At 55.7% G+C, this 18982-nt stretch carries 14 protein-coding genes; 3 read left to right on the top strand and 11 right to left on the bottom strand.

Annotated elements, in window-relative coordinates; genetic code table 11:
• A partial coding sequence (locus BCS36_RS06170) for a DDE-type integrase/transposase/recombinase (RefSeq protein ID WP_291302029.1) occupies positions 1 to 546 on the top strand: 546 nt, incomplete at its 5' end.
• A 485-nt stretch (positions 547 to 1031) separates the two neighbouring features.
• Here BCS36_RS06170 and BCS36_RS06165 read toward each other — a convergent pair.
• Positions 1032 to 1448, bottom strand: coding sequence for an Rrf2 family transcriptional regulator (locus BCS36_RS06165; RefSeq protein WP_291302028.1), 417 nt, complete (start codon positions 1446 to 1448; stop codon positions 1032 to 1034).
• A 341-nt stretch (positions 1449 to 1789) separates the two neighbouring features.
• Between BCS36_RS06165 and BCS36_RS06160 the strand changes: the two genes are divergently transcribed.
• Complete coding sequence (locus BCS36_RS06160) at positions 1790 to 2335, top strand: Rrf2 family transcriptional regulator (protein WP_291302027.1); 546 nt, start codon at positions 1790 to 1792, stop codon at positions 2333 to 2335.
• Positions 2259 to 2615 (top strand): response regulator, encoded by a 357-nt coding sequence (locus BCS36_RS06155; protein WP_367209243.1) that lies wholly within the window; start codon positions 2259 to 2261, stop codon positions 2613 to 2615. Before BCS36_RS06160 ends, BCS36_RS06155 begins: the two co-directional genes overlap by 77 nt.
• Before the next feature lie 186 nt (positions 2616 to 2801).
• Here BCS36_RS06155 and hmcF read toward each other — a convergent pair whose 3' ends face one another.
• The 10 genes from hmcF to rplK all read right to left on the bottom strand — a co-directional run bounded on the left by hmcF (position 2802) and on the right by rplK (position 18825).
• Entirely contained in the window at positions 2802 to 4190 is a 1389-nt protein-coding gene (gene hmcF, locus BCS36_RS06150; protein ID WP_291302025.1) for a sulfate respiration complex iron-sulfur protein HmcF, read from the bottom strand.
• 44 nt (positions 4191 to 4234) lie between these two features.
• Positions 4235 to 4915 (bottom strand): sulfate respiration complex protein HmcE, encoded by a 681-nt coding sequence (hmcE, locus tag BCS36_RS06145; protein ID WP_291302024.1) that lies wholly within the window; start codon positions 4913 to 4915, stop codon positions 4235 to 4237.
• A 46-nt stretch (positions 4916 to 4961) separates the two neighbouring features.
• The gene (locus BCS36_RS06140) at positions 4962 to 5366 is read right to left on the bottom strand and encodes a cytochrome c3 family protein (RefSeq protein WP_291302023.1); all 405 of its coding nucleotides are present in this window, start codon (positions 5364 to 5366) and stop codon (positions 4962 to 4964) included.
• A 120-nt stretch (positions 5367 to 5486) separates the two neighbouring features.
• Positions 5487 to 5771 carry a hypothetical protein gene (locus BCS36_RS06135; RefSeq protein WP_291302022.1) on the bottom strand — a complete coding sequence of 95 codons (285 nt, stop codon included), beginning with the start codon at positions 5769 to 5771 and terminating at the stop codon, positions 5487 to 5489.
• 1589 nt (positions 5772 to 7360) lie between these two features.
• Complete coding sequence (rpoC, locus tag BCS36_RS06130) at positions 7361 to 11530, bottom strand: DNA-directed RNA polymerase subunit beta' (RefSeq protein WP_291302021.1); 4170 nt, start codon at positions 11528 to 11530, stop codon at positions 7361 to 7363.
• Positions 11531 to 11650: 120 nt separating this feature from the next.
• Positions 11651 to 15787, bottom strand: a complete 4137-nt coding sequence (gene rpoB, locus BCS36_RS06125; RefSeq protein WP_291302031.1) for a DNA-directed RNA polymerase subunit beta — start codon at positions 15785 to 15787, stop codon at positions 11651 to 11653.
• A gap of 601 nt (positions 15788 to 16388) precedes the next feature.
• Complete coding sequence (gene rplL / locus BCS36_RS06120) at positions 16389 to 16769, bottom strand: 50S ribosomal protein L7/L12 (protein ID WP_179981237.1); 381 nt, start codon at positions 16767 to 16769, stop codon at positions 16389 to 16391.
• Positions 16770 to 16820: 51 nt separating this feature from the next.
• Entirely contained in the window at positions 16821 to 17345 is a 525-nt protein-coding gene (gene rplJ / locus BCS36_RS06115) for a 50S ribosomal protein L10 (protein ID WP_291302020.1), read from the bottom strand.
• A 168-nt stretch (positions 17346 to 17513) separates the two neighbouring features.
• Positions 17514 to 18221 carry a 50S ribosomal protein L1 gene (gene rplA / locus BCS36_RS06110; protein WP_291302019.1) on the bottom strand — a complete coding sequence of 236 codons (708 nt, stop codon included), beginning with the start codon at positions 18219 to 18221 and terminating at the stop codon, positions 17514 to 17516.
• 181 nt (positions 18222 to 18402) lie between these two features.
• On the bottom strand, positions 18403 to 18825 hold the full coding sequence (gene rplK / locus BCS36_RS06105; protein WP_179981240.1) for a 50S ribosomal protein L11: 423 nt from the start codon (positions 18823 to 18825) through the stop codon (positions 18403 to 18405).
• Positions 18826 to 18982: the final 157 nt, after the last annotated feature.

Genomic DNA, 18982 nt, shown 5'->3' with positions numbered 1-18982 from the left:
AGCAAGCCGCGCCCTGTTCGGCCCTGCCAGTGGTGGGGCATCGATATGACCAAGGTCATGACGGAAAGTGGCTGGGTGTATGTTGTACTGGTAGTGGACTGGTTTTCTAAAAAGATCGTCGGCCATCGTGCTGGCTACCAAAGCCGAAGTCACGAGTGGCTGCAAGCCTTGGAGATGGGCATTCAAGCGCACTTTCCCGAAGGCGTCCGAGAACAGGGTTTGAGCCTGATGAGTGATAACGGCTGCCAACCAACAGGAAAGGCTTTTGTACGTGAATGCGCGATACTAGGCATCTTACAGGCATTCACCAGCTATAACAATCCCAAAGGAAACGTGGATACTGAACGGACAATGCGCACGATTAAGGAAGAACTTTTCTGGCTGCATGAATGGCGCAGCCTTGAGCACTTGGCCGACGCACTTTCCGGCTGGATAGAACTCTTTAATACCACGTACCTGCACTCGGCGCTTGGCTGGAAGACCCCGCAATGCGTGCATCAGCAGGCTGGTAAAAAACGGAAGGATACTCCCTTAAAGGCCGCTTGATTCATGGGGGGCACTACAGCTGGACTTCAGCTGGAGGCAGCAGGCGCAGAAGAATGAAAAGGGTGCTCAAGGAGAACTGGCGAAGCACCCAAACTCAGAGTGTGGCAGAACAGCAGGGAATGGAAAAGCGGGAGTGATACAAGCGAGAAAACCAGCAGAGGCCCCTGTGCAGCGCGCCACATTGCAGCCAATGCCACTTTTAAATGCCTCTGGCGGTCGCGGGGACGGGGTCGCGGGGACGGGGGCGCGGGGACGGGCGGTCGCCTGCGAGCGCACACGGCATAGTGCAGTGGTAAACGCGTACGGATGTAACGCGCCCTAACCCGGGGTAGTGCCAGCAAAAGGGCATTCGCAGGCGCTTTGCACTATGCGGACAGAGCTCCGGCACTGCAGCAATAGCCGCTCCAAACCGCCCTCGGTCCAGGCGTCCGCGCGGTATGCGCATGCTCGTGAGAGCGGAGTGAAAGAGGGAGGGCCCTCGTTGTTCAAAGCAAAAGCCGGTCATCATGCATGAGGTCGCGCAGGGTAATGGATTCAAACACGCCATCAAGCGTAGATTGTAGGCTTTCCCAAGCCTTGCGAACTTCGCAGGCGTCAAAGCGTGAACAGTTGCCGGGTTTTTCGAGGCAGCCGCTCAACTCAATGCCGCCTTCCATCAGGCGCACTATACAACCAAAAGTAAGATCTTCCGGTTTGCGCAAAAGGATATGCCCACCCTTGGCGCCGCGAACGCTACCTGTGATGCCCGCCAGCCGAAGCTGGCGCAAAATTTGTTCAATAAACTGTGAGCTGATGCCTGTTTTACTTGCGAGCAAGCTTGAGGAAACCGGTGTTTCAAAGCCATTGTTTGCTAAATACAGTAAAATACGAGCTGCATAGCGCGTTTTGGCTGAAAGCTTCATTGCGTATCCCCCAAGGAACAGTGGTAAAAGGGGAAATCAAAAGGAACCTATGGCCTCATCACGCTGAGACAAAAGTTCGACGTCCGAAACACAAGCGCGTGTGGCAAATAGTAACATCAACATAGCAATTATGATACAACTTTTTTCAGTTTGCCTTGTACCTTGAGAAAAACTTCACAGTTGGTTTTGACTCCTGTGCGCCGGGCGCACCTCCAGAATGAATCTCGCAAGCCCGCTTGACGCCCAAAGTGGCTTGAGCTAAGAATCATGAGTAAAGCAGTCTAAATTAGATGCATCGGGTATCGTCAACTTAATCGTCTCCCGCTAAATAAGGAATAACTATGCGTATTTCCACAATGTCCTGTCATGCGCTACATTTGCTGTTGTGCCTTTCTGAACAAGATCAGGACATGCCGGCATCCGCTTCCGAACTGGCGGTCTGTACGGGTATTTCTGAAAAGTTTGTGCAAAAGATCATGCGCTTACTGCAATCTGAGAACATCATCAAGAGCATACGGGGTATCGCCGGGGGGCACATGCTTGCCCGCAACCCTGATTCCATAACTCTGGCGGACATAATCAACGCAGTGGAAGGGGGCATTACATTGCCCGGCGTTAACAGTGAAGCCCCAGCCGGCAAAGCCGCCTTTGACGTTTGGGACAAGGCCGCCATGACCTTGCACAACTCTTTGGATGCGGTGACGCTCAGTTCTGTTCGTCAGAGCGCCGGGTTTTCGCCGCGTCGTGCGGCTCACCGCAAACAAGGCCATTCAGTCACCAGACGACCAGAATCAGAACCCGGAGGCACCAATGCAAAAGCATATTCTCTTGGTAGACAGCGATGCCGAAAGTCTAAACAGGATGTCGCAAGTCTTACGTCAATCTAACTACCAGGTAAGCGTCGCATCCAGCTGTGATGAAAGCCTGCATCTGGTCAACAGTTGCAAACCGGACTGCATCATTTTTGATGTAGAGTTGCAGGGAACCTCAGGCACCATCTTGTACAGCCGCCTTCGCAGGAACTCGCAGACGCGTGATATTCCCGCCATTGTCTGTACAAATGTGGGGCCTAGGCCCATCTGCTTCGGAACCGGAGTTCCGGTTTTGCGCAAAGACTGTCCTGGTGATGCGTTATTGGGGGCTGTTTCCGCCGCGGTAGCCTGTTAGCACGCAGCCCCAGCGCGGCGTTTCACGGCGTTGGCCAGCATCGGCCTTTGCCTGCGACGTAGCTGCATTGAATTTTTTTGTTGGCCGGGCAATGGGATTGTTGCCCGGCCAACGGGCCTAGTAGCGCCCTTGCAAAGCAGAACTGCGGCGGCAAAGGACAAAGCGACGCAGTTCTGCTGATTTTGCCTACTCCGGCTCGATATGCCGGATGTGCGGCGGCACGATGATCATTTCTGCCAGCAGGGGCTTCAAGAAAGACCATTTGATCTTGTGTTCTTCATACACTTCCATCATATCGCGGATGGCGTCCCAGCAGTTATGGCAGGGGGTGATAACCAGTTCCGCGCCGGTGGCCTTGATCTGGTCCAGCTTGTTTTTGAGCCCCACGTTGCGTTCCTGGCGGTATTTGCCAATGCCGTTGAGGCCGCCGCCACCGCCGCAGCAGAAATTGTGGTCGCTCTTGGGATCCATCTCTCTGAAATCTTCAGCAATATAGCTCATGATCTCACGTGTGGCGCTGCCAAGGCCGTGGTTGCGCACGTAGTTGCAAGAGTCTTGCAACGTACAGGGAACCTTGATCTTTTTCGCGGGATCAATCTTGAGCTTGCCTGTGCGCAGCATTTCTGCCACCCACTCCACATAGTGCATGAAGCGCACCGGCGGATCCCCGCTTTCACGCCCGGCCCAATAGGGACCTTCAACCACGGTGGCGCGGTGGGCATGGCCGCATTCCGTACCCACAACCACTTTGGGTTTGAGGCGGTCCACAGCGGCATAGATGCGCTTGATGTTTTGCGAGCAGCCTTCCCAGTCGCCAGCGAACATGCTTAACGAGGTGTTTTCCCATCCTTCGCTGGGCACCGTCCAGTTGGTGTCGGTCACGCTGAAGAGAATCGCGGCCAAGGCGATGTCTTCAGGATAGTGCTTTACCTCACGGGCGTTAAGAACGTACATCACGTCGGCATTTTCTTTTTCCACAGGGATTTCAAGATCAGGCCATTCTTCCTGCTGTTCTTCCACCATCCATTCGCAGGTTTCCAGCCAGTCTTCTTCGGTCACGTCCATCTGCGCGCCGTACACGCGGTGCATGCCGGAACCGATCTTCATTTCCCACGGAATAAAGCCGTGCTTGAACAGTATGCCGCGCAGGTAGCTGAACATGACGCCCGTGTCTATGCCGTGGGGGCAATAGACGCCGCAGCGGTTGCAACAGGTGCACTTGCCCCAGGCCGCATCCATGCACTTGATCATGAATTCGGTGTCAACCTTGCCCTTGCGGCGCAACATTTCGCCCAGGGTGGCCTGTATCTTGTATGACGGAATCTGGGTGGGGTCATTGTTGTTGGTTCTGTAGAAAAAGCAGCTGTCCGCACACATGGCGCAATGTGCGCAAACACTAAGCCATGTGCGGGTGCGTGATTTACAGGTCTGTTCAAGATCGCGGGCCAGGGCTTCCTGGTCCACTTTCATTTCCTTCATCTGGCTATAATATTGCGCCCCGGCCTTGTCCTTCAGAAGTTCAAGAATGCCTTCTTTGGTGGTGACTGGGGTAGGGGTGCAAAGCAATTCGGACATAATCCGCTCCTTTCAGACGAAAAAATAATGATACAGGTTCCCGTTTACCAGGGGAAAGCGCCGCCGCGAGTGGCTCCGCCCCGTTTAATGGCAAAGTCCATGCCGAGCTGAGCACGTGACATGAAGAAGAGAACTATGTGCGAAAGCTTGGTGAAGGGAGCCAGAATAAGGAAAAGCTCGCCGCTCAGAACGTGCGCCAGCATCCAGCTTTGGTAGGCGGACATGTCCAGCCGCGCCATAAGCCCGGTGGCAAAGGGCAAAAATGTCAAAAGCAGTACGAGCCAGTCCCCGCCGCTGTTGAGTTGGCGCAACGCAGGCGAGAGTATGCGGCGTATGGCCAGCAGAACGATGGCCACGATGCTCATGACAGAAAAAATATCGGCCAGGGTGCCGGGCAGCGAAGGCAGGGTTATGCCGACATAGCGCTCAAGCAGCACGGTGTGGCCAAGCAGAAAGAGCGGAACAAGCACTGCACCAAAGTGCAGAAGAAAAAATAAAACAGCGGCAACGGGCTGTGTTCTCCAGCTGTCGGTTCCACCAGGGATCAGCCATTTGAAGATTGACGCAAAGATGCCTGCAATGGAGCGGTTGGCATGATACCGGTAGGCCACGCGTTCAAGGCGCCAGTCCAGACCGTTTACATACCAGAAGACGCGGGCCAGCATGCCTACCACAAAGATCACAAGTGAAATGACAAAAAGGGGTCCGGTAATAAAATCAACCATCTGATTTTGCCTCCTACTTTCTTTCTACCTTGTACGTGACAACCAGTTAATTTTTGGCGGCATTCTCAGATGCAATGCGCTCGCTATGACAGATCCGGCAGTCAACAAGGCGGGGCCCCTTGGCAAGTTTGACGTGACATTCGGTACAGGTAGCGTGCAGATAGTCCATCTGTTTGCGTGGAGCAACGTTTCTGACGTTTGCGAACGATTCGGCTAGGCCTTCGTCCGTCATCTGGTGGCAAGTTGTGCAGTCCTGCCCTTTGTCTGCCAAATAGGCAATGTGTTGATCGTGAGTGAAGAAGACCGGCGGCATTTTTTTGGCACTGAAAGGCGGGTAGGTGAAGGGGATGCGCTCCTCACCGTATGCTTCGCCCGAAGACAGCACCAAGCCGAAGGTCAAAAACAACAGGCAGGGGAGAATGATCCTGAATCCGATGTGTTTTTCCTGCATGGTGAATCCTTACTTCCTGGCATAATCCTGATGATGTTGCCCCGGTATTAACCAGGCCGGCGCAAATTATAAGGAAATCCCGAGCCCACGCATCGGGATTTCCCCTGGTTTTGTGCTTATCTACGACTTGGCACTGTGAAGTGACTCAGCCGCGTTGCGCATGAAAACAGCGCATTTGTAAGGCTCGTTCTTCATACACCTCATGGCAAAAGCTGCCGAGAGGTAGAGGAAAAGGCGCGATTCATAATCCAACCTGTTGGTTTGCAACCAGTGATCATGGGGCGCGTCACTCTGTGCAAGATCTCTGGCCCTATTGAGGTCTTCCGCATACGCATCACCGGCAAGCTTGGAATACAGTTCGCAAATTTCTTCCGCCAGGTACTCACGTTCTGATAAGGCAGACATGGCAACCCCCTTGCGTCACGCGCGGTTACGCCTCATGATACATGAGGCACTTATAAAGAGCAATTAAACATTCTTATTGTTGATCAACTTAATCACTACCAAAACATTATTATATTAAAAATACTGCGTCAATTAAGTTTCTATTTTTTTGCGATAAAAAATTATAACTAATTTGACTTGTTAAAGATAAAAGTGGACTCAAAAGATATAGTATTTTTGTCACAATCACACTGTTGTATGAGAATTTCGGCCCACTTTTGCAGACGTAAATCATATTTTTTTACTCAAATTATCGTTTGAACGTGCAATTTATACTTATCAAATTAGTAGTGTTTATATTGCTGCGAATATATTGATAATTTTTTTCATTTTTTATGATGCTTATGATTCACTACAAGGCGCGTTTCCATAAGCACTGCTTGTCAGCCCATGCCATTGCCTGAAGCATCAGGCCTGAGTCTGGTGGAAGTGAAATCCGGCATAAAAGTGTGGTTTTTAGTACACTGAAATATAAGAATTTTTTTATTGTTATGCATTTCACAAGGTGAGGTGTTTTCATGGCCCGCAACGGGGCTCTCAACAAGACGGCACCTCTGCCTCGTCGAGTCCTCCTTGCCGGCTGTGCTCCAGTTTGTTTTTGGGTCATCTTGAGATTGTTTTGTGTAATGTCAGTATGATGAGAGTGCTGGCAGCCGTTTTTTGGGCCACCACGCGTGGCGGCAGGCGCAGGGATAGCGCTGAAAAAGTGAATTGCCCTTTGGCTGTATAGTGCGGGCGTGCGCAGGAACCCTGCACACACCAACTTCATACACGCCTGCCTGACTGCCCGCAGACGCGACAGCCGACCTGAACCTTCCGCCTAGTCAGTGCGTTGTCTGGCACATGTGCAAGACAGGAAATCAACCTTGAGAATATGTCTTTGCGGGGAAGCCACCGCCTCCCCACGCTTTTGGGATGGTGGTTTTCGCACAGCGAATGACTGGCTGGGACGCGCTGCAAATGGCAGTGCAGCCTTTTTGACAAGCTTGCAGGCAGAATGTTGGGAGCAGGGAGTGCCGCGAGAGGCAGCCGCGCATTACGAGCACCGAGATTGTGCTGGCTGGTGGAGTGATACGTCCAAGCGATGGGGCGCAGCGCCCAGTTCGGGCAGGCCGTACAGCGCGCGCCTCAGTTTGCGCCAGCACTGGCAATCGTGCGAACACCGTAACCGTCAGCAGCAACCGGATCATATACGGCCCTGTCGCGCAGGGCCACAGCCGCGTCACTGAGCTTACGGGCCGACAATGCCTGAAGTATGTGGATTTACCCTGTCACAGCGTTTGGGGGCATCTCCGATTTCGTGGTCTGCCTGTGGGTGTTTTCAGCTTTTTGGGCAGGGCATCCCAATACGTTGGCTGTGGCTATGCTCGAGTAAACAAACGCTGAGATCGTATGATGCCAGGACGGCGCTGCCTCTGGCCCCTTTCAGGCTACTGTGCGCTTTCTCCCCAACTACATTGTACTACGAGTTTTACGGGGGCCGTGGGGGCGGAAATAAAAAAGAAGCGCAGGGGGATCCCTGCGCTTCTTGTATGGCATGTATGTCCGTTCTAGCTGTTCAGGTCAACCAGAATGGGGTTTTCTTCAAGTTCTTCAAGGAACTTGTCGGGGCGTTCCTTCTGATCCGGCACCACGATGTCGCCATTGACGTATTCGCGGTAGCCAGTTCCGGCGGGGATCAGGCGGCCAACAATGACGTTTTCCTTGAGGCCGCGCAGATAGTCCATCTTGCCCTTGAGGGAGGCCTCGGTCAGCACCTTGGTGGTTTCCTGGAAGGAAGCCGCCGAGATGAAGGAGGAGGTGGTCAAAGAGGCCTGGGTGATGCCCAGCACCAGCGGTTCCGCAGTGGCGGGCTGACGCCCTTCTGCAATGGCCCTCTGGTTTTCCAGTTTGAACTCGCCCTTGTCGACCTGTTCGCCCACCAGGAAGCTGGTGCCGCCCGAATCCAGAACCGTAACTTTTTTGAGCATCTGGCGCACGATGACTTCAATATGCTTGTCGTCGATGCCCACGCCCTGGAAGCGGTAGACTTCCTGAATTTCGTCCACCAGGTAACGGGCAAGGTATTTCTCGCCCTTGGTGCGCAGGATGTCGTGCAGTTCGGGGTAACCTTCGGTCAGCGGGTCGCCGGCTTCGACAAAGTCGCCGTCGGCAGCGGTGATGTGCTTGCCCTTGGGCACCAGGTATTCCTTGGCTTCACCGATTTCAGGCGTAACCACAAGCTTGCGCTTGCCCTTGGATTCGCCAGCATAGGTGACTGTGCCGGATATTTCGGAAACAACAGCCATGTCCTTGGGCTTGCGCACTTCAAAGAGCTCGGCCACGCGGGGAAGACCACCCACGATGTCCTTGGTCTTTGCGGTTTCGCGCGGTTTACGGGCGATGATGTCACCGGCCTGGATGTTGTCGCCGTCCTTGACCATTATGATGGAGCCCACCGGCAGGCTGTAAATGGCCGCCGCGCCGCCATGGCTGCGCTTCTTCACGTTGCCGTTGTCATCGCAGATGGAGATGGACGGGCGGAAGTTGGTGGTGCGGTATTCCATAATGGTCAAGCTGGCCTGACGGGTGATATCGTCCACTTTTTCCTGAACGGTCTTGCCGTCGACGATATCCGTGAAGCGCAGGGTACCTTCTTCTTCGCACACAAAGGGTTCGTTGAAGGGGTCCCATTCGGCCAGCACTGTTCCCTTGTTCACTTCCTGACCATCGTGCACCAGCAGGCGTGCGCCGTTGGGCAGGATGTATTTTTCGCGTTCGCGGCCCTGGGCGTCAACAATGGCCAACTGGCCGCTCTTGCCCAGCACCAGGTGCACGCCGTCCCTGTTGGTAACGGCCTTGACCCGGTTGAGGATGACGCGGCCGGTGTTGAGGGCTTCGAACTTGTTCTTTTCAATGGTGCTTGAAGCCGTACCACCGATGTGGAAGGTGCGCATGGTCAACTGCGTGCCCGGTTCACCGATGGACTGGGCCGCGATGATGCCCACGGTTTCACCCGTGTTGACGAGGTGCCCACGGCCAAGGTCACGCCCGTAGCAGAGAGCGCATATGCCGCGTTCGGCCTGGCAGGTAAGGGGCGAGCGCACCATGACGGAAGCAATGCCCTTGTCGTTGATGATCTGGGCCTCTTCTTCCGCAATAATGGTGTTTTCGGGCAGCAGGATTTTTTCCGGATCATCGGGGTCGTACACCGGATAGAGCAGGGCGCGACCAATGATGCGTTCAGCCAGGGGCGTCTTGATGTCGCCGCCGTCCTTGAGGTGGGTCAGCTCGATGCCGTCCACCGTGCCGCAGTCGTGTTCAGACACAATGACGTCCTGCACCACGTCCACCAGACGGCGAGTGAGGTAACCGGAGTTGGCCGTCTTGAGGGCCGTATCCGCGAGACCTTTACGAGCGCCGTGTGTGGAGGTGAAGTACTGCAACACCGACAGGCCTTCGCGGAAGGAAGACGTGATGGGCGTTTCAATAATTTCACCCGAAGGCTTGGCCATCAGGCCGCGCATACCGGCAAGCTGACGCATCTGGTCCTGGTTGCCTCGAGCGCCGGAGTTGGACATCATGAAGATGGGGTTGAAGCTCTGGTTCTTTTCCTGTTTGCCAGTCTTGGGATCAGTGAGGATATCGTAAGAGATTTCCTTGATCATTTCCGTAGAAACGTCCTGAGTGGCCTTGGTCCACACGTCCACCACCTTGTTGTACTTTTCAGTACGGGTGATGATACCGTCGCGGTACTGGTGTTCGATGTCGTCCACTTCAGCCTGGGACGCCGCCAGAATGCCCTTCTTGGTGGCAGGAATGGTCAGGTCTTTCACGCCGATGGTCACGCCGGCCCGTGTTGCGAACTCGTAGCCCATGTCCTTGAGCTTGTCGCACAGGATGACGGTGGCCTTGATGCCGCATTCGCGATACGCAGCGCCCACGAGGCGGGCGATGTTTTTCTTGGTCAGCACGCAGTTTACAAAGTCAAAGGGCAGCTTTTCGGGCAGAATATCGCTGACCAGCACGCGGCCCGGGGTGGTGTCGTAGGTGTACCCGTCGGGCATACGCACCTTGACGCGGGCGTGCAGGGAGACGATGCCCGCATCGTGCGCGCTCTCGACTTCCCAGGGGGCGCAGAAGGACATGCCTTCGCCCTTTTCAAAGCTGCGCTCGGCGGTCATATAGTAGAGGCCAAGCACGATGTCCTGCGAGGGCACGATGACAGGGCCGCCGTTGGCGGGCGACAGAATGTTGTTGGTGCTCATCATGAGCACGCGGCATTCGATCTGCGCTTCCACGGACAGCGGGATATGCACGGCCATCTGGTCGCCGTCGAAGTCGGCGTTGTAGGCGGAGCAGACCAGCGGGTGCAGCCGGATGGCCTTGCCTTCAACCAGCAGGGGTTCAAAAGCCTGAATGCCGAGGCGGTGCAGGGTAGGCGCGCGGTTCAGCAGAATGGGGTATTCGCGCACCACTTCCGAAAGGATATCCCAAACCACCAGTTCTTCGCGTTCCACCATTTTTTTGGCGCTCTTGATGGTGGAGGCATGACCACGTTTTTCCAGCTCCGAGTAGATGAAGGGCTTGAAGAGTTCAAGCGCCATCTTCTTGGGCAGACCGCACTGGTGCAGCTTGAGGTAGGGCCCCACGGTGATGACCGAACGGCCGGAATAGTCCACGCGCTTGCCCAGCAGGTTCTGGCGGAAACGGCCCTGCTTGCCCTTGATCATGTCCGAAAGGGACTTGAGGGGGCGGCCATTGGTGCCAGCGATGGCGCGGCCACGGCGGCCGTTGTCGAACAGGGCGTCAACGGCTTCCTGCAGCATGCGCTTTTCGTTGCGGATAATGATCTCGGGCGCGCCAAGTTCCATAAGCCGCTTCAGGCGGTTGTTACGGTTGATGACGCGGCGGTACAGATCGTTGAGGTCGGACGTGGCGAAGCGCCCGCCGTCCAGGGGCACGAGGGGACGCAGCTCCGGCGGAATGACAGGAACAACTTCCATAATCATCCATTCGGGCTTGTTGTCCGACTCAAGAAAAGCTTCAACGATCTTGAGGCGCTTGGTGAGCTTTTTCTTCTTGGTCTGGCTCTTGGTGGCTTCGCCTTCTTCACGCAGCTCGGTACGGAGCTTTTCGAGATCCAGTTCTTCCAGCAGGCTGCGCACGGCTTCAGCGCCCATGCCCACAGTAAGCACTTCGTCGCTGCCGTAATGGTCCAGAATCTGAAGATACTGATCTTCAGAAATGACCTGGCGCTTCTGCAGATTGGTCTGGCCCGCATCAAGAACGATGTAGGAGTCGAAGTACAGCACCTTTTCAAGATCAGCCATGGTCATGTCAAGGAGCGTGCCTATCTTGGAAGGCAGGGTCTTCAGAAACCAGATGTGCGCCACCGGCGCGGCCAGTTCGATATGGCCCATGCGTTCACGGCGCACCTTGGAGGCAATGACTTCAACGCCGCACTTTTCGCAGACAATGCCGCGGTGCTTCATGCGCTTGTACTTGCCGCAGTTGCATTCATAGTCCTTCACGGGGCCGAAAATTTTGGCGCAAAAAAGGCCGTCACGTTCCGGCTTGAAGGTACGGTAGTTGATGGTTTCCGGTTTTTTCACCTCACCATAGGACCATTCGCGGATGGCTTCAGGAGAGGCGATGGAAATCTGGATGGCTTTCAGATTGCGGATATTGGTCACGTTGGCCGACGTGCCGCGTGCGGTGAAAAGATCGTCCAGGCTCATATATAATACCTTGCTTTGGTAAAAGCTCGTTGGAATCGTTAGCTATGTCGCGTCACCCGCAGGTGGGGTCGCCACTTGCGGGTGACGCGACGAATATCCGGGTCCGCCAGAACGGGCGGCTTACGCCTCATCCTCGCGATCTCTCATATAACCCACGCGCTTGGGCTTCTTCTTGCCTTCTTCCTGGTGCAGGGTGACGTTGAGCCCAAGGCTCATGAGTTCCTTGACCAGAACGTTGAAGGATTCGGGCAGACCGGCTTCAAGGAAGTTGTCGCCCTTGACTATTTTTTCGTACATCTTCACGCGCCCGGTCACGTCGTCGGACTTGACCGTGAGGAATTCCTGCAACAGGTAGGCGGCGCCGTACGCTTCCAGCGCCCACACTTCCATTTCACCCAGACGCTGCCCGCCGAACTGGGCCTTGCCGCCGAGGGGCTGCTGGGTCACCAGGGAGTAGGGGCCCGTTGAGCGGGCGTGGATCTTTTCGTCAACCAGATGGTGCAGCTTGAGCATATACATGACGCCCGTGGTCACGCGGTTCTTGAAGGCTTCACCCGTGCGGCCGTCGTAAAGGGTCGTCTTGCCGTCGTTGGCAAGGCCAGCCCTTTCCATCCAGCCCCAGATTTCTTCTTCGGTCGCGCCGTCGAACACAGGGGTTTTGGTCACAATGCCGTTGCGCAGCTTGTGGACAGAAGCCTTGAATTCTTCGTCGTCCATTTCATCCACGAGCTTGTTGATGTCTTCAGAGCTGTAAACGCTCTTGACCTCGTCACGCAGTACCTGCATGGCCGCGCCGGAATCCAGCAGTTCGGCCAGCTGGCGGCCCAGTTCTTTGGCTCCCCAACCGAGGTGGGTTTCCATGATCTGGCCTATATTCATTCGCGAAGGCACGCCCAGGGGGTTGAGCACAATGTCCACGGGACGGCCGTCGGCGAAGAAAGGCATGTCTTCTTCCGGCAGGATGCAGGAAACCACGCCCTTGTTACCATGGCGGCCCGCCATTTTGTCGCCCACAGAGAGCTTACGCTTGATGGCAATGTGAACCTTGACCATCTTGATGACGCCGGGGGGCAGATCGTCCCCTTCGGTGACCTTTTCGCGTTTGGAGTCGTAAATGGCGCGCAGATAATCTATCTGCTGGTCATACGACTTGAGAATGTCGGCCACGTCATCGTTGACTTCCTTGCTCTTGAAAAGGCCAGCAAGCTTTTTCACGGGCAGTTCGGCAAGCATTTCTTCAGTAAGGGCCGCGCCAGCTTCCACCAGCACTTCGCCCTTCTTTTTTCCGGGCACGGAGGCCGCGACCTGCTTGCCGCAGACGTGCGGGGCCAGCAGCGCGCGGGTACGGTCTGTGAGGGCGCGCATGTGGTCGGATTCTTTCTGGTCAAATACCGCAGTATCATGAACCTCAATGGCCAGAGTGCGGTCGTCCTTCTCGCCGGAGCGGCGGTTGAAGACCTTGACGTCAATGATGGTGCCTTCCACTCCCGGCGGGACCTTGAGGGAGGTGTTTTTCACGTCCCTGGCCTTTTCACCGAAAATGGCGCGCAGCAGCTTTTCTTCAGGGGTAAGCTGGGTTTCGCCCTTGGGGGTGATCTTGCCCACGAGGATATCGTCGGGCTTGACCGCCGCGCCAATGCGAATGATGCCGCTTTCATCCAGGTTACGCAGCATGTCTTCGCTGACGTTGGGGATGTCGCGGGTGATTTCTTCGGGTCCAAGCTTGGTGTCACGCGCCACCACTTCGAATTCTTCGATGTGGATGGAGGTGAAGACGTCTTCCTTCACCGTGCGTTCGGAGATCAGGATGGAGTCTTCGTAGTTGTAGCCGCACCAGGGCATAAAGGCTACCACGAGGTTCTTGCCCAAAGCCAGTTCGCCGTCGTCGATGCCGGGGCCGTCAGCCAGAATCTGGCCTTTTTTGACAACCTGGCCAGGATAGCAGCTGGGCTTCTGTCCGAAGCAGGAGTTCTGGTTGGACTTGTGGTACTTGAGCAGGTCATAGGCGCGCACGCCGCCCTGCTTTTTGTACACATCGCCTTCGTAGGCCACCACGATGCGGTCGGCGTCCACATATTCCACCTTGCCGTCGGCAGGGGCAACGATGCAGGCGCCGGAGTCGCGGGCTACGTCCACTTCCATGCCAGTGCCCACAAGGGGTTTCTCTGACCGCAGCAGAGGCACGGCCTGACGCTGCATGTTGGAACCCATGAGCGCGCGGTTGGCGTCGTCGTGTTCCAGGAAGGGGATGAGCGCAGCGGAGATGGAGACCATCTGGCTGGGCGAGATGTCCATAAGGTTCACTTCGTCGCGATGGCGCATTTCCACTTCGCCCTTGACGCGCACGGTGACGAACTCGTCCAGCAGGTTGCCATGCTCGTCCACAAGGGCGTTGGCCTGGGCGATGACCTGGTCGCCTTCACGCGAAGCGTCAAGGTGCACCACGTCCTCGGTAACGCGGCCTTCGCGGACAACGCGATACGGCGTTTCAATAAAGCCGTAGTCATTGACCTTGGCAAAGGTGGTCAGAGAAACGATAAGGCCGATGTTCGGGCCTTCAGGCGTTTCAATGGGGCAGATGCGGCCATAGTGCGACGTATGCACGTCGCGCACTTCAAAGCCCGCGCGTTCACGGGTCAGACCGCCGGGGCCCAGGGCCGAAAGGCGGCGCTTGTGCGTCACTTCGGACAGGGAGTTGGTCTGGTCCATAAACTGCGACAGCTGGGATGTGCCAAAGAATTCCTTGAGCACGGCAGCCACAGGCTTGGGGTTGATAAGGTCGTGCGGCATGAGCGTGGAGATTTCCTGCAGGCTCATGCGCTCCTTGATGGCGCGCTCCATACGCACAAGGCCGATACGGTACTGGTTTTCCACCAGTTCGCCCACAAGGCGCACGCGGCGGTTGCCCAGATGGTCGATATCGTCGGCCGGGCCATGGCTGTCCTTGAGGTGCACCAGCACCTTGATGGCCGTGAGAATATCATGGTCCGTCAGGGTGCGCAGTTCCGGAGACTCGTCCAGCGCAAGGCGCTGGTTGAGCTTGTACCGACCCACGGGCGACAGGTCGTAGTAGTCGCTGTTGCGGAACAGGTTGTCAAAGAAACTGGCGGCAATCTCGGCAGTGGGCGGCGAAGAGGGACGCAGACGACGGTAGATCTCTTCCTGCGCCTTCTGCTGGTCGGGAATGCGATCCAGCATGAGGGTGTCGCGGATGGAGGACGACGTATCGGTACCCTTGGTGTGCAGCACGCTGACGCGGTCAATGCCGGCTTCACGCATGCGGTCCAGCAGGCCGGGAGTGATTTCGTCCGCGGCTTCGGCCAGAAGTTCGCCGGTTTTGGGATCGGCCACGTCCACAGCCAGAAACATGCTGTCCAGAGTGTCGGGACGCATTTCAATGGCTTCAATACCCGATTCACAGATCAGACGCCAACTACGCTTGGTAATGGGCTTGCCGGCCTTGACAATGACGTTGCCTTCGCCGTCAATGATGTCGGCATAGGCATTGTCCTTGCGGTACAGATCCTTGCGCACTTCCCAGTATATCGCGTTACGGGCTTCCAGACGGTAGGTTTCACGCGAGTAGAAGTAGTCGAGGATCTGTTCCTTGCTCATGCCCATAGCCTTGAAAAGAATCGTGGCGGGCATTTTGCGGCGGCGGTCAATGCGGACGTAGAGTATGTCCTTGTGGTCAAAATCAAAGTCCAGCCAGGAACCGCGCATGGGAATGATGCGGCACGAATACAATACCTTGCGGCTTGTATGCGTCTTGCCGCCGTCATGCTCAAAAATGATGCCTGGCGAACGCTGCAACTGGTTAACGATGACACGCTCGGTGCCGTTTATGATAAAGGTGCCTTTTTCGGTCATAAGGGGCAGGGTGCCAAAATAGATATCCTGCTCCTTGATGTCGCGAATGGTACGGTTGCCCGACGCTTCATCGGCATCATAGACCACAAGGCGCACCTTGATGCGCATGGGGGCTTCGTATGTCAGTCCCTTTGAGATGCACTCCGCCTGATCATACTTGGGTTCGCCAACTTCATAGCTGACAAATTCCAGGCTGGCGGTCTTGTTGAAGTCTTCAATGGGAAAAACGGTATGAAAAACGCCTTCGAGCCCTTCATCAGGACGGCGATCGGCTTCCGGAACGCCTTCCTGAAGAAACTTTTCATATGAATCTATCTGCAGATTAAGCAGATGGGGAATAGGGAGGGAAATCTTGATCTTGCCGAACTGTTTGGTGAGCTGGCCCATGGGTACCTCAAGATAGGTAGCGGTTGCGCCCCGGCGGAGCGACAAGTGAAGCATCTGCCGAAGCCGGCGGGCAAAAACTTGTTGTCACTGCACCCTGAAAGCGTAAATCACGGTGGGAGGTATTGCTTACTGCGCGGGGAAGGCGAAAAAAACCCATCCCTGTCTGGGTAAACAGGGCTTGGGTTCAGGCGTCAACCTTAAAAATATGTACTTATGCAGTAAGTTATATTAAACAGAAAAAGGCCTCCTAAGCCGTTCATGAAAGAGGATACATAATGAGAATTTTAAGTTTTGGCAAGCCTTTTTTTTGATCTGTTTTTTTTACCGCTCAAGAAGCATAAACAATACCGGCGGTAATGGCAAAAAGAATTTGCGCTGATCCACAGGAAATTTCCAGACCAGTGCAACTTTGCATGTGAAGCTTTTCGAGGGTGTCATTCAGCCAGAGATTATGATTTTCGGCTGAATATACGCCATGTTGTGACGCAATATACGCATGTGCGGCCGCCAGAGCGCTTCCCTTTTTCAAAAGAAGCACGCTCTGGCGGCAAAAAAAAAAGCGGGGCCAGAGGCCCCGCCATAAAGCGCGGTAGAACCGAACTTACTTCACTTCGACAACAGCGCCGGCTTCGGTCAGCTGCTTCTTGGCGTCTTCGGCTTCGTCCTTGGACACGCCTTCCTTCAGGGTGGAGGGGCAGCCGTCGACCTTTTCCTTGGCTTCCTTGAGGCCCAGGCTGGTCAGAGCGCGCACAACCTTGATGACGCCGATCTTGTTGGCGCCAGCTTCCTTCAGGATAACGTCGAACTCGGTCTTTTCTTCAGCAGCTTCAGCAGCAGCGGCGGGAGCGGCCACCATCATGGCAGCGGCGGGCGCAGCGGCGGACACGCCAAACTTTTCTTCCAGTTCTTTGATGAACTCGGAAAGTTCAAGAACGGTCATGCTGGAGATAAATTCAACAACTTCTTCTTTGGTAACGGCCATGATAGTCTCCTAATCTTTGGCTTAAATTCGGATGATTGCGGTGATGGCCAACTAGGCGGCATTGGACTTCTGCTCTTCGATACCCTTGAGGGCATAGAGCAGGCCACGCAGCATGTTGGCAAACAGCGACACAAAGTTGGTGGGCACGGCGTTCATGGTGCCGAGCAGCTGACCGAGAAGCTGTTCCCTTCCGGGCAGCTTGGCCAGTGCGTCCAACTGGGCGGCATCCAGGGCCTTGCCGTCCAGGCTGGCGCAGCGAAGCTCAAAGAGCTTGCTTTGCTTGGCAAAATCACTCAACGCCTTGGCCACCGCCACGGGGTCATCGAACCCAAAGGCCACGCCGATGTTCTCGCGGAAACTATCCTTGATGACATCGTGCGTGCCGTCGGTCAGAGCTATACGCGCCAACGTGTTTTTGACGACGAGATATTCGCCGCCAGCCTTGCGAAGGCTTACACGCAGGTTCGTCAGCTCTTCCACCGTCATACCCTTGAAGTCCGTCAGCACAGCAAAGGAAGCACTGTCGGCCTTGGCCTTGATGGCTCCAATAACTGCGGCTTTTTCAGACCTGTTCACGTGATACCTCTCACGTTCGGGGTTGCCAGGTGGAATGCCGAGCCAAAGTAGAAGCGTCTGGGCAGGGCAATTAAGGGGGTTAACCCGCCTGCCGTCTTCGACTCGTATTCCGTTCCTCAGACATTATGATGGCGGCCTGCAAACCAGGCCGCCATCACACTTGAGAGTTTATCCCTCAAGAAATTTTTTGACCTGGGGCATATCGACCTTGAAGCCGGGGCCCATGGTGGTGGAAACCGCCATGGAAACCATGTAGGTGCCCTTTGCGGCCGCAGGCTTGAGGCGGTTCACCGCGTCAAGCAGAGCCTTGAGGTTGCCAAGGATCTTCTCGGCGCCAAAGGAGGCCTTGCCCAAAGGAGCGTGCAGAACGCCAGCCTTGTCGACCTTGAAGTCCACGCGGCCAGCCTTGAGCTCAGTCACGGCCTTGGTCACGTCAAACGTAACCGAGCCGGTCTTGGCGTTGGGCATAAGACCACGGGGGCCAAGCACGCGGCCGATCTGACCCACAAGGGCCATGACATCGGGGGTGGCCACGGCGGCGTCAAAGTTCAGGTTGCCTTCCTTGACCTGAGCGACCAGGTCTTCCGCGCCAACCACGTCAGCGCCAGCTTCGCGGGCCTCGGCCTGCTTCTCGCCCTTACAGAACACAGCAACGCGCACAGTCTTGCCAAGCCCGTGGGGCAGCGTGACAGCGCCGCGCACCATCTGGTCAGAATACTTGGGGTCAACGCCAAGGCGAATGGCCACATCTACGGTTTCGTCAAATTTGGCAAAGGCCGCGCCAAGCGACTTGCTCACAGCGTCTTCAACGCTGAAGCGCTCCTGAAGGTCGGTGCCTTCGAGAGCCTTGCGAAAATTTTTGCCATGTTTAGGCATGAGATAATCCTTGTCGTTTTGCATCTCCTGCCACGCATCGTCTTGCGCGAAGGCGGCAGTACAATTGATTTCAACGATGGCGGCTGCGGCGGGTTAATGGCAGAGCCACCCGGCTGTCGCCTCAAGACCGATAAACCTGCAAACTGCGGTAAGCCCGTGAGCCCCGCGCTGCGGCAAGGCCTTACTTAACGTCAACGCCCATGCTGCGAGCGGTGCCCGCAATGGACTTCACCGCAGATTCAAGGGTGGCGGCGTTGAGATCGGGAAGCTTCAGCTTGGCGATTTCTTCCACCTGAGCCATGGTAAGGCTGCCCACTTTGTTGCGGTTGGGTTCGCCTGAACCCTTTTCAAGCTTGGCCGCCTTCATGATCAGCACCGAGGCCGGAGGGGTCTTGGTGATGAAGGTAAAGGAGCGGTCGGCATACACCGTGATAACCACGGGGATGATCATGCCTTTCTGGTCCATGGTACGGGCATTGAACTCTTTGCAGAAGCCCATGATGTTCAGGCCATGCTGACCCAGGGCGGGACCTACCGGCGGGGAGGGGTTGGCCGCACCCGCAGGGATCTGCAATTTGATCTTGGCAACTTCTTTTTTGGCCATTTGCTTTATCCTTCATCGCTGCTCGCGCTGACCGGCCTTTGGCCGCCGCGCGGGGGCAAGTCATTAAGCAAGGTTAGGTGATATGCGCCCCGGCATGTCTTGTATGGATATACAAACGTGCCGTGCGGACAAAGAGCAATCCTGTCCGCAAAACCCT

Source organism: Desulfovibrio sp. MES5 (genome assembly GCF_002237645.1).
Classification (GTDB): Bacteria; Desulfobacterota; Desulfovibrionia; order Desulfovibrionales; family Desulfovibrionaceae; genus Desulfovibrio.
This window is presented reverse-complemented; position numbering and strand designations above follow the sequence as displayed.